The 12,148-nt window shown below is 65.6% G+C and carries 10 protein-coding genes; 4 read left to right on the top strand and 6 right to left on the bottom strand.

Translation table 11 applies throughout. From position 1 onward, the window contains the following. Position 1: 1 nt before the first annotated feature. On the bottom strand, positions 2-982 hold the full coding sequence (locus RAD16_RS33980; protein ID WP_458162214.1) for a Bug family tripartite tricarboxylate transporter substrate binding protein: 981 nt from the start codon (positions 980-982) through the stop codon (positions 2-4). Positions 983-1,013: 31 nt separating this feature from the next. After that, positions 1,014-2,654 carry an FAD-dependent oxidoreductase gene (locus RAD16_RS33975; protein ID WP_458162213.1) on the bottom strand — a complete coding sequence of 547 codons (1,641 nt, stop codon included), beginning with the start codon at positions 2,652-2,654 and terminating at the stop codon, positions 1,014-1,016. Positions 2,655-2,765: 111 nt separating this feature from the next. Here RAD16_RS33975 and RAD16_RS33970 point away from each other — a divergent pair, with 111 nt between their 5' ends. The 4 genes from RAD16_RS33970 (at position 2,766) to RAD16_RS33955 (ending at position 8,237) form a co-directional block, all read left to right on the top strand. Next, on the top strand, positions 2,766-3,677 hold the full coding sequence (locus tag RAD16_RS33970) for a LysR family transcriptional regulator (RefSeq protein WP_458162212.1): 912 nt from the start codon (positions 2,766-2,768) through the stop codon (positions 3,675-3,677). A gap of 204 nt (positions 3,678-3,881) precedes the next feature. Beyond that, positions 3,882-4,955 (top strand): HlyD family secretion protein, encoded by a 1,074-nt coding sequence (locus tag RAD16_RS33965; protein ID WP_458162211.1) that lies wholly within the window; start codon positions 3,882-3,884, stop codon positions 4,953-4,955. After that, on the top strand, positions 4,952-7,282 hold the full coding sequence (locus RAD16_RS33960; RefSeq protein ID WP_458162210.1) for an ABC transporter permease: 2,331 nt from the start codon (positions 4,952-4,954) through the stop codon (positions 7,280-7,282). The genes RAD16_RS33965 and RAD16_RS33960 overlap by 4 nt, the downstream gene beginning before the upstream one ends. After that, on the top strand, positions 7,269-8,237 hold the full coding sequence (locus RAD16_RS33955) for an HlyD family secretion protein (RefSeq protein ID WP_458162209.1): 969 nt from the start codon (positions 7,269-7,271) through the stop codon (positions 8,235-8,237). The genes RAD16_RS33960 and RAD16_RS33955 overlap by 14 nt, the downstream gene beginning before the upstream one ends. A gap of 15 nt (positions 8,238-8,252) precedes the next feature. Here the strand turns inward: RAD16_RS33955 and RAD16_RS33950 are convergent, their stop codons facing one another. From RAD16_RS33950 to leuB, 4 genes are read right to left on the bottom strand one after another with little or no spacing between them, the layout of a single operon-like run. Next, positions 8,253-9,128 carry an ABC transporter permease gene (locus tag RAD16_RS33950; protein WP_458162208.1) on the bottom strand — a complete coding sequence of 292 codons (876 nt, stop codon included), beginning with the start codon at positions 9,126-9,128 and terminating at the stop codon, positions 8,253-8,255. Continuing rightward, a complete protein-coding gene (locus RAD16_RS33945) occupies positions 9,125-9,958 on the bottom strand; it encodes an ABC transporter ATP-binding protein (RefSeq protein WP_458162207.1) in 834 nt (277 codons plus the stop codon). Before RAD16_RS33945 ends, RAD16_RS33950 begins: the two co-directional genes overlap by 4 nt. Then, the gene (locus tag RAD16_RS33940; RefSeq protein ID WP_458162206.1) at positions 9,955-11,004 is read right to left on the bottom strand and encodes an ABC transporter substrate-binding protein; all 1,050 of its coding nucleotides are present in this window, start codon (positions 11,002-11,004) and stop codon (positions 9,955-9,957) included. Before RAD16_RS33940 ends, RAD16_RS33945 begins: the two co-directional genes overlap by 4 nt. Beyond that, positions 11,004-12,143 carry a 3-isopropylmalate dehydrogenase gene (leuB, locus tag RAD16_RS33935; protein WP_458162205.1) on the bottom strand — a complete coding sequence of 380 codons (1,140 nt, stop codon included), beginning with the start codon at positions 12,141-12,143 and terminating at the stop codon, positions 11,004-11,006. The genes RAD16_RS33940 and leuB overlap by 1 nt, the downstream gene beginning before the upstream one ends. Between the last annotated feature and the right edge of the window lie 5 nt (positions 12,144-12,148).

Raw genomic sequence — 12,148 nt, 5'->3', positions numbered from 1 at the left:
TTCAGTTCGCTTTGATGCCGGCCTCGTTGATGAGCTTGCCCCATTTCGTGCTTTCGCTCTGAATGAAATTGCCGAACTGCTCCGGCGATGTCGGCGCGGGCTCGGCGCCGAAAGTCCGGATCTTCTCCGCCACCGACGGGTCCTTCAGCGCTTTCACGAAGGCCTCGTTCAGCCTGGCGACGATGTCTGCGGGCGTGCCCGAGGGAGCGACAAGTCCGAACCACCCGACGGATTCAAACCCCGCAATCCCGCTCTCGGCCAGCGTCGGCACCTTCGGCAGGGACGGAACGCGACGTGCCGACGACACGCCGATCGCATTCAGCTTGCCGTCGAGGATCAATTGCATCGACGCCGGGATATCCAGCACCGCGAAGGGAACGTGTCCTGCGAGAACATCGACCGCGGCCAGCGCCGTGCCGCGATACGGAACCAGCTCCATCGCGATCCCGGCCTTCTGCGTGAACAGCGCGGCCGTCAGATGCATCGCCGTCGAATTGCCGCCATGGCCGATCGACAGCGCGCCCGGCTTCTCCTTGGCGAGCGCGACCGTCTCCGCAACATTGTGCGCGGGGATATTCGCGGACGCGACCAGCACGAAGGGAATTTCCGCAAGCAGCGTGATCGGCGCGAGATCCTTCGGATCGAACGGCATCGACGAATTGAGGTGCGGGTTCACCGTCAGCGCGCCCGCCGGCGCAACGCCGAGCGTGTATCCGTCGGGCTTGGCCTGCGCGACCGCGGCCATGCCGATATTGCCCCCGGCCCCGGCGCGATTCTCGATCACGAGACTCTGCTTGAGCTCGGCGGTGACCACCGGCTCGAGCGCCCGGATGACGGTGTCGGCGCTGCCGCCGGGCGGAAAGGTCACGATGATCTTGATCAACTGCTCCGGATAGGCCGCGTCGGCCGCCTGCAGTGGCAGCACGGCGAAGGCCGCGGCCGTCAGCACAGCCAGCATGCGGCGCCTTGCAACGTGAGACACATTCCCCTCCCTGTGTTTTTTTGTGAGTTGCTTACGCCGCCGCGCCAGTGAGACGCGCCAATAATGCTTGCGAATCTTCGGGCGCCGCCTGCCCGCGCCAGGCGATGTGCTGATCGGGCCGCACCAGCACGAGCTTCTCGGCATAGGCGCCGCCTGCCTCGTCCGGCGCGATGTCGACCAGCGCGAGCGGAATGCCGCGCGCCGCTGCGGCAGACTGCAATCGCGCTACATCGACCAACGGGTCGAACCGCAGCAGATTGTAGCCCGCGCCGAATGCATCGTAGAGCGACCGCCCGTCGCGCAAGAAAACGTGCGGCGCGCGGGCGCCCGGCACGGTGGAGGGTGTAAAACTGCCCATCGCGTAAGGCGGCGGCGTCTCACCGTCATAGGCGATGATCGGCGACGCATCGTAATAATAGCCGAAGTTCAGCCCGGCGCAGCAATATTGCTGCACGTTGAGATCATAGGCCGCTCTCGCCAGTGCCGCGCGCGCGGCATGGCCGCGCGGCGTGTCGTCCTCGATCTCCGCGGACACGCCGCCGCGCTGCGCCATCATCTTCATGGCGTGGTCCATCGCAAAGCGCGACACCTGATCGGTGATGGGCTGACGCTCCGCCTCGTACGCGTCGAGGATCGACACCTGCGCCCAGCCGTTCAGATGCGCCGCCAATTGCCAGCAGAGATCGACGGCATCCGCAATGCCCGCATTCATGCCGTAGCCGGCATAAGGCATCCAGAGATGCGCGGCGTCGCCGCAAATGAAAACCCTGCGGTCGCGGAAGCGATCGGCCACCAGCCGGCGCCCGACCCAATCCTCCTTGCTGATGATCTTGTATTCGAAGCGCTCGTCGACGCCGAGGATAGCCCGGATCGACCAGTCGCGATCGACCGAATCGAACTCGGGCTCGTCGGGCCTGAGATGATTGTGGATCAGCCAGCGGTCATGACCGTCGATCGCAACCGTCGTGCCCGAGCGTCGCGGGTTGAGCGAGAGCACCATCCAGGCCGGCTTGTGCGCGCCCATCAACTCCCTAAGTTGCGGCGCTTCGATGAAGGTCGACTGCACGCGCTGAATCACCGGCGTGCCGGAAAGGCTTGCCCCGATCGCTTTGCGGACGAGGGACCGGCTGCCGTCACACCCGATGACAAAACTGGCTTCGATGCGCAGCGTCTCTCCGCTGTCGAGGTTGCGTGCCTGCGCAACCACGTGGTCGGCATCCTGCGCGATATCAGTGATTTCCGTGCGCGCCAGAATGGTGATGCGCGGCTGGGCGACGGCATGGCCGAACAGGATCGGCTCGAGATAGACCTGATTGATCCGATGCGGCGGCTCCGGCGTCGGCCACCAGGTGTCGGGGCCGCCGGTTGCGCTGTAACGGCGCGCGCGGGAGGGGATGTCGATGCGGCAGAGCTCGATGCCGGTCGCCGTGGTCCGGTAGGAGCAATCATTGGGGAAGTCCGCAGGCAGGCCAGCGTCGCGCAGCTTTGCCGCAACGCCGAGCCTGCGGAAGACTTCCATAGAACGCGCCGAGACGTGATTGCATTTGACGCTGGGGGGATCGCCGGCGTGGCGGATCTCAGCGACCACGACGTCGATCCCGCGTGAGGCCAGATCCATGGCCGCGGTCAATCCGACGGGGCCGGCGCCCACGATCAGGACCTGTGTCCTCATGCTCGTCTCCATCCAAGGCCGCGGTCTTTGCCGTCGGCGCAGCATGCATTTTATTGCAGGCTCGCTTATAAGATTAGCCGGAAAGAACTCATCAATTCATGAGCTTTGCCTATGAACGTCACCTTGCGTCAGTTGCGGGCCTTCACCGGTGTGTATCGCACGCGCAGCATCACGCGGGCGGCGCGCGAGCTCGGGATCACGCAGTCTGCCGCGAGCCTCCTGATCCAGCAGCTCGAAGCCCAGCTCGGGGTCAAATTGTTCGATCGCTCCACGCGCTCGGTGCAGCCGACGCCGGCGGCCGACGAGGCTTTTCAGTCCGCCGAACGCATGTTGGGCGATGCGCTCGGCCTGTCGCGCCGCATGCGCGACCTCGCGCAGGCGCGCGCCGGCCGCGTCGCGTTCCTGGCCTCGGCCGGCGCCGCCTCGGCACTGATGCCGCGGGTGCTGGCGACATTCCGCGCCGCCCATCCCGACATCGAGATCGACATGCGCGACATGGCGGCCGACGATCTCGTTCCACGCATGATGTCCACGGACGCGGAATTCGCGATCGGAAGCGTGGAAGGTGAATTCCCCGAGATGACGATCGAGACCCTGACCCGCGGACGCCTCAGCGCAATCGGCCGGCGCACGGCCGACTTCGCCGCGCTGCGGTCGCTAACCTGGGACGAGCTGGCGGCGTGGCCGACGATCGCGATGCGGCGCGAGACGCGGATCCGCATGCAGATCGATCAGGCACTGAGCGCACAGGGCAAGCACCTCACCCCCACCCATGAAGTGACGCTCATCAACACCGCGCTCGCCATGACGGCGCAGGGGCTCGGGCTTGCGATCCTTCCCGCAACGATGCTGCCGGCCGATCAATTCCCGACCCTGATCGCAAGACCCCTGGTGCGGCCGGCGATCACGCGGCCGGTGTCGCTGCTTCAGCGTCAGGGCCGCTCGCTGTCGCCGGCGGCGCAGGCTTTCGTCGCGACGGCACGGACGGTGCTCGCGCAGCAATCCGGGCGGGCTTCGGACTAATCTTGCGGACGTCAGCGATATCAACCGCAGCAACACTGACCAAAAAAGGATCAGAAAATTCAGCCAGATGCAATCGGCGGGTCACATCATCATGGTTTTACTGAATCGCCCGATGCGCACCGTGAAAAACATCATCGCGATTGGACAGGGTTTGATAGCCGCGACATAGTTGACGTCATGGCGCCGAGCGAAGGGGAGCTAGCCATGGACGTGCCGACCTCAGGTAGCAACGAGACGCGAGGCACATCTCAAGGCACACCTGAAGCGGCAGTTGCGCCGCCAGAACATCCGCATTCCTCGGCACGCACTCCCGCCATCATTGTCGGCTTCGTTGCCGTCGTCGTCGTCGCGCTCTCGATCTACTATCTGCTGCGGCCGGAGCCGCTGCTGGTCCAGGGCGAGGTCGATGCGACACGGCTCGACATCGCCGCGCGTGTCGATGGACGGGTCAAGGAGATCCCGGCCGAACGCGGCCAGAACGTCAGCGCGAATGCCGTGCTCGTCCGGATCGACAATCCGGAGACAGTGGCGAAGCAGGAGCAGGTGAAGGCGGCAAAGGCTGTCGCGGACGCCCAGCTCGCGAACATCATGGTCGGCACGCGGGTCGAGGTCGTCGCCGCCCGCAAGGCGGAGATGGACCGCGCGCAAGCGGCTCTGGTGCTGGCGCAGAAGACTTTTGACCGCACCCGCACGCTGACCGAACAGGGCAACGCGCCGCAGGCCCGGCTCGACCAGGCGACCGACGCCCTGCACGAGACCGGACGCGCCCTCGATCAGGCCAAATCCGCCTATGAGCAGGCGGTCAACGGCTACACCAAGGAAGAGCGCGCGATCGCCAAGGCCAATGTCGAGAAGGCCGAGGCCGATATCCAGAGCGTGCAATCGATCATCGACCAGCTCGTGGTCTACGCGCCCGTCGCCTCGCAGGTCTATCAGCGCAACGTCGAGCCGGGCGAATATGTCTCGCCGGGCGTACCGCTGGTGACACTGATCAATCTCGCCGACGTCTGGGTCCATTTCGATCTTCGCGAGGATCTGATCAAGAACCTGAAGGTCGGCGACAAGTTCGACGTTCGCATTCCCGCGCTCAACGACCGCAGCGTCACCGTCGAGGTCAAGCTGATCGCCACCAAGGGCGAATATGCGAGCTGGCGGGCGACGCGCGCCTCGGGCGATTTCGACTTGCGGACGTTCTCGATCCGCGCCTACCCGGTGCAGCCCGTGCCCGAGCTGCGGCCGGGCATGAGCGCCTACCTCGACTGGCGGTCGCGGCAATGAAGCTCGCGACCAAGCCCGGATTTCTCCTGGTCGCTCAGCGCGAGTGCCGCTGGCTGCTACGCGATCGCGTGGCGCTGCTATTGATCTTCGGCGTGCCGCTGTTCGCGTTCGTGGTGCTCACCGCGGTCTTCAGCCATCCGGTCATCCGCGGCCTCGGCGTGACCATCGTCGACGAGGACAAGTCGGACGCATCGCGCGCCATCGCCGAATTTGTCGCGGCATCGCCGAGCCTGCGGATCGCCGACCGCTCCGGCAATCTGTCGTCGGCCGTGCAGGACATCAGGGCCGGCCGGGCGATCTCGGCCATCTTTATCCCGCCGGACTTCGAACGCGATTTGAAAGCGCAGCGGCGCCCGCAGATCGTCGGCTTCTATAACCAGCAGTTTCTCACCGCAGCAGGCATCGCGTCATCGGGCCTGAACGATGCGCTCTCCGCCGCAGCCAATGCCGCGGCTCCCGCCAGGCGCGCCGCACCTGCCGCGGCGTCAACGGGAACGCTCGCCGCAGAGACCATCGCACTCGTCAATCCGCAGAAGAACTACGCGCAGTTCCTGTTGCGCGCGTTGCTGCCGACGATCATCCATGTCGTGATCACGCTGGCCGCGGGCTATTCGGTCGGCTCCGAATTCCGCCGCCGCGACGCGCGGGCCTGGCTCGAAAGCGCGGGCGGCGATCCGCTGGTCGCGCTGGCCGGCAAGCTTGCGCCCCTGTTCTGCATCTTCGTCGTGATCATGCTGGCAGAGCCGCTCGTGCTGGAGGGCGTGCTGCAGATTCCGTTCAGGGGCGACTTGCCGCTGATCGTCGCGGCCGGCTCGCTCCTGATCATTGCGTACCTCTCACTCGGCGCCCTGCTGCAGCTCCTCACCCGCGACCTCGCCTCAGGGCTCGGACTTGCGGGCCTGATCGCGTCCCCCGCATTCGGCTATGCCGGCGTCGGCTTTCCGACCATCGGCATGAACGCTTTCGCGCAGACCTGGAGCGCGATCCTGCCGCTACGCTGGTACATGGCCGTGCTGCTGGGACAGGCGGCGCGGGGATTGCCCGTCTCCGAATCCGCCGTCCCCTTCGCTGCACTCGCCGGCCTCGCGATACTCTTTTCAGGTCTTGCCTGGCTGCGCATGGCGAGCCTCAATCGCAGCGGATGGTTTGCGGCGGCACGACCTGCCGAACCGGCCGAGACCGCTCCCGCGCCGCGGGGCCTCGGCGGCGCCTTCACCGCCGAGTGGCGGCGCGTGCTCGGCATGCGAAGCGCCTTCAGCGTGCTGTTCCTGGCTCCGCTGGTCTACGGCGTCTATTATCCGCAGCCCTATCTGAACCAGATCCTGCGCAAGCTTCCGATCGTGGTCGTCGATAATGATCTCAGCGAGCTCAGCCGGCGGATTGTCGAGAATCTGGATGCAAGCGGCGCTCTGAGCGTCGTAGTTCGCACCCGCACCGTCGCGGAGGCGCGCGCCGCCATCGATCAGGGCAAGGCCTTTGCGGCCGTCGAAATCCCTGAAAATACCGAGCGCGACGTGCTCAAGGGCATCACCGCGCACCTGCCGATCTACGCGGATGCCACCTACCTCTTCATGTTCAGATCGACGGCGAGCGGCATCGCCACGGCGATCGGCGCATTGACGTCCGAACTCGTTTCACGCGGCGGGCGCTCGGACGGCAGTCTCGTCAAGGCGAAGCTGGCGAGCGCGAGCCCGGCCGACGTCCTGCTGCAACCGATCTTCAACCCCGTCGGCGGCTATGCGAGCTACATTGTGCCTGCGGCCTTCATCCTGATCCTCCAGCAGACGCTGCTGATCGGCGCGGCGATGCTGACCGGCACGGCGCTGGCTTCGCCCGGCGGGGCGTTCGCCGGCGTGCTTGGACGCGGCGTCGCGCATCTGACCATCTACCTTCCGGTGCTGGCGCTCTATCTCATCGTGCTGCCGCGCATCTACGGCTTCTCGACGCTCGGCCATTTGCCGGAGGTTTTCGCGCTCGCCACCATCTTCCTGCTGGCGACGAGCTTCCTGGGGCAGGCCGTCGGCGCATGGTTCACGCGGCCAGAGAACGCGACCCTCCTGCTGCTCGCAACCAGCCTGCCGCAGTTCTTCACCGCGGGCTTCGCATGGCCGCGCGAAGCGATCCCCGAAGCCGCACGCGCACTCGGCCAGCTGTTTCCCGCCGATCACGCCATTGACGGCCTCGTCCGCATCAACCAGCTCGGTGCCGGTATCCGGGACGTCGCGCATGACTGGCTCGGATTGTGGTGTCTGGCGCTCGGCTATTTCGCGCTCGCCGTGGTCTCGGCATTTGCCGTCAAGAGAGGACAGAGACATGTCCAAAGCTAGGCCCGCCGCTATCGGCGCGATTGCGCTCGTGCTCGTCGCGGGCGCCGTGGTTTACGCGACGCGACGCCCCGCATCGCCACCGGCTCTCGTCGGCGTCGTGCGCGCGACCGAGATCAGGGTCGAGCCGGAGGTGAACGGCCAGCTCGTGTCGATCGCCGTCGCGAAGGGCGCCCATGTGAAGGCCGGCGACGTCCTGGCAAAACTGTCGGCGGTGGAACTGACCGCGCAGGCCGATCAGGCCCGGGCCGCGCTCGGCTCGGCCGTTGCAAGCCGCGACCACGTCTATGCCGGCATCCGTCGCGAGCAGGTCGATTCCCTGAAGGCCGCAATCGCCAAGGCGAGCGCCCGTCTCGATTATGTGCAGGCGCAGCTCACGCGCACCAGCACACTGGCGCGCCAGAGCTTCGAGTCGCAGCAGGCGCTCGACCAGGCCGAAAACGACGTCGCCGCCGCGCGGGCCGATGTAGCGCAGGCCCAGGCCAATTACGATGCCGCAGTCGCGGGCCCGACGCGGGAGGAGCGCGCGATTGCGGATGCACAGGTGCAGGCCGCTGCCACCGCGGTCGCCGTGCTGGAGCGGCGGCTCGACAAGATGATCCTGCGCGCGCCGGCCGACGGCGTGGTCAGCGTCATCGCTGCCGAAATCGGCGAGAACGTGCGTGCCGGCCAGCCGATCCTGATGGTCGAGGCGGAAGGCAAGCAATGGCTCTCGTTCAACGTCCGCGAGGACCATCTCGGCGCGCTCGCGATGGGAAAGACGGCGAACGTGCTGCGCAATGGTGACGCAACCGCCATCAAATCCGTCGTCACCGAGCTGCGTCCGATCGGCATCTTCGCAACCTGGCAGGCCGAGCGCGTCGTCGGCGACCACGACCGCAACACGCTTCGCCTGCGGCTGGATCAGGATGGTCCGCAGAAGGCGCTTGAGCCGGGGATGACGGTCTGGATCGAGTGAGGGGGCGGCCTCGGGCTACTCCGCGAGATTGTGCTGCTGCCAGCGCAGCAAATAGGCCTGCAAGCGCCAGATCAGCGCGGATAGCGCGACACCAACCAGCATCAGCACGATGACGGCGACCATCATGCCCGAGGCCTCCGCCCGCGCCTCGGACTCGATGATCAGGCGCCCGATCCCCCGCTCCGCACCGATGAACTCGCCGACGATCACACCGATCAGGGCGAAGGAAATCGCGGGCGTCAACGAGGCGAAGACCCAGGCCATGGTCGAGGGGATGACCACCGTGCGGGTGATCTGCCACTCGCTGGCGCCGAGCAGCCGCGCTGCGTTGACAAAACCCTCGTCGATCGAGCGCGCGCCTTCGAACGTATTGAAGAAGACGAGGAAGACGACCACGATCCACGAGGTCACGACCTTCGAGGTGTCGCCGATGCCGAAGGCCAGCACGATGATCGGCGCCAGCGCGATACGGGGGATCGAATTCACCGCCGTGATGAACGGCTGGAAAATGGCGCTCAGCCGGTCCGACCGGCCCAGCACGAGCCCGGCGGCAAAGCCGCTGCTGACGCCGGTCACGAAACCGAAGAACGTGTTCTTCAGCGTGACGGCGGTCGCGACCCAGAGATTGTTCTCGGATCGCGCCATGCAGCGCGCGAATTCACCATTGAACCAGCCGTTGAACATGCCGAGCTTCGACTTGAGGCAACTCAGGATCAGGAAATGCTCGAAGATGTCTGAAGGCTTGGAGATGAAGTAGGGGTCGAGCAGATCCGGCACCAGCCAGGGAAGGCGCCCGCGCAGATCGTATCCCCACTGCCAGATCGAGAGGAGGCCGACGCAGATCAGCGCCTGCCATGCCAACGTCCTGCCGGCGTGGCGCGCGCGTCTCATGGCTTGCGGCCCTTGATGAATTCCTCGCCGAGCGAGTGCCAGATCAGCTGGAACAGCTCGGCATAACGTGGCGTCTCCCGGATCTTCACGGCGTTGCGCGGGCGGGCGAAATCCACCGCAAAACTCTCCTTGATCCGGCCGGGCCGCGCGGAAAACAGGATGATGCGATCGGCCAGCGTCAGGGCCTCGCCGAGATCGTGGGTCACGAACAGCACGGTCTGCTTCTCGCGCTCCCAGATGCGCAGCAGCACATCGTGCATGTCGATCTTGGTGTGGGTGTCGAGCGCGCCGAACGGCTCGTCCATCAGCAGAACCTGCGGCTCGACGACCAGCGTTCGCATCAAGGCTGCCCGCTGGCGCATGCCGCCCGACAGGGCCGAAGGGTAGGCGTTGCCAAAATCCTGCAGCCCGGCTTGTTTCAGGCAGGCATCGATACGTTCCTTGCGCTCCGCCGCCGGGACGCCCGCCAGCTGCAAACCGTAGCCGATGTTGTCGGCGACGGTGCGCCAGGGAAACAGGGTATCGCGCTGGAACACATAGCCGACATCAGCCGTCGCCCGTCCATGAACGACAGGTGTTCCGTCGATCAGGATCTGACCGCTGGTCGGCTTGACCAGCGTCGCGATCATGTTGAGGACGGTGCTCTTGCCCGAACCTGACGGCCCTAGCAGAGCGACGAATTCGCCGCGCCGGACACTGAAGGAAACGTCGCGCACCGCCTCGATGGCGGTACCCGCCAACTGGAAGGTCTTGCACAATCCGCGCACGTCGATGCGCTGCGTCTCGGGCGACGCGTCGGCCTGCGGCGCATGTAATGCCTGCACGCTCAAGCGGGATAGGCCTTGCGCGCCGCTTCGATGAAGCTGGTGTTGACGATTTCGGCCATCGCGAGCGGCTTGATGCCGGTCATTTCACGGAACCAGACCTTCTGGCCGCGCGCGAAGCTCTCGGCATCGATGATGCAGTCGTAGTCGGTGACCTTCTTCATGACGCCGATGTCGAAAATGTTCGCATCGCGCGACGTGCTGCCGACATAGGGCTCGATCGCATCATAGATCTCTTCGGGAGAGTGTCCCTTGATCCACTGGGTGGCGCGCCACAGCGCGGTGACGAACGCCTGCATCTTCTGCGGGTCCTTGTCGATGCTCGACTGCAGCGTGAAGTGCGACGTCACCGGGACCTTGCCGCCGATATATTTGGCCCAGACCGCCTCGTCCGTGCCATCGAACAGCAGCGCGCCCCAGCCCTGCTCGACCGAATCCTTCAGGATCGACGGCGAGTTGATGAGAACGTCGACCTGCTTCGTCTTCAGCGTGCCCATCATGGTGTCGACATTGCCGGTGCCGATCCAGGTCACCTTGTCGTCCAGCCCCATGGTTTCCATGTAGTAGGATGCCCACACGTGGTTGGTGCCGCCCAGCGACGACACCGAGACGATCGGTTTGCGCCCGTCGGGCCGCTTCCACTTCGCCAGCGCCTCGAGCGTGGTGATGCCCTGATCGAACAGATCCTTGCGGATGATGAAGATCGCGGCGTTGCTGCGGGTATCGACCGGCATCAGGACGCGCGCGCTGCGGCCGTGATTGCTGAGCTGCATCGGGTGGGTGATGTCGCCGATGCCGATATCGCCCTGGGACGAGGCGATGATCTCGCGCGTCTTCACGCCGCTGCCGCCCTGGATCAGCTTGCAATCGAGGCCGGCGTCCTTGAAGAAGCCGGCCCGGTCGGCAACGAATTGGGATTGGTAGACCGGGATCGCCACCGGATAGATCACGCGGCCCGAGGGGGTATCCGCCCACGCCCGCCCTGCCGCCATGGTGGCACCGGCGCCGGCGACAATGGTCAGCGCGGCCCGTCTGGTGACCCTGGTCCTCATCACGCGTGCTCCCTCTCCTTGCCGACCACCTTGTCGAGCGCGTTCAGCACCGCATCGCCCATTTCCCGGGTCGACAGTCTTTTTGCGCCGGGTTCGGCGATATCAGCCGTTCTTGCGCCGGCAGCGAGAGCCGTATCCACGGCCTTCTCCAGCAGCGTGGCATCATCGGGCCGATTGAGGGTGATACGCAACATCATCGCGACACTGAGAATGGAACCGAGCGGGTTGGCGATGCCCTTGCCGGCAATGTCAGGCGCACTGCCATGGACCGGTTCATAGAGCGCCTTGCGGCGTCCGAGTCGATCCGGCGGCCCGAGCGAGACCGACGGCAGCATGCCGAGCGAGCCCGACGCCATCGCCGCGCAATCGGAGAGAATGTCGCCAAAAATATTGCAGGTCACCATGACGTCGAATTGCGACGGCGCCCGCACGATCTGCATGGCGGCGTTGTCGACATAGAGGTGCGTCAGCTCGACATCGGAAAATTCCGCTTGATGCAGCGCCGTGACCTCCTCGCGCCACAGCACGCTGGTTTCCAGCACGTTGGCCTTGTCGACCGAGCAGACCCGGCCCTTGCGGGTTCGCGCCAGCTCGAACGCGGTTCGCGCCACCCGGCGGATCTGGCTTGTGGTGTATTGCTGGGTGTTGAAGCCGCGACGCTGGCCGTCGGCCAGCGTTTCGATGCCGCGCGGCTCGCCGAAATAGATGCCGCTGGTGAGCTCGCGGATGATGATGAAGTCGACGTCTTTCAACACCGACGCCTTCAACGGCGCGGAGTCCGCGAGCGCCGGATTGGCGACGATGGGCCGGAGGTTCGCATAGAGGTCGTACTTGCTGCGCAGCGACAGCAGGCTTCCCGCCTTGCGCGCCGCCGGCGGAACCTCGGTGGTTTCAGGGCCACCCGTCGCACCCCAGAGGATCGCGTCAGCCTCCTCCATCGCCTCGACGGTGTCATCCGGCAACACCTTGCCCGTCGCGAGATAGGGGATGAGACCGTATTGCGCTTCGCGCAGCGCCACCGGCACGCCGCGCCGGGCGGAAAACCATTTGAGAATGCGATGGGACTGGTCGGTCACTTCAGGACCGATGCCTTCCCCGCCGACCACGGCGACCTTGATCATGTTCGAGAGCGTGTTCATGCCTG

Source organism: Bradyrhizobium sp. 18BD, from assembly GCF_054185225.1.
The sequence above is the reverse complement of the archived record's forward strand: the minus strand, read 5'-3'. Positions and strand labels throughout refer to the sequence as shown.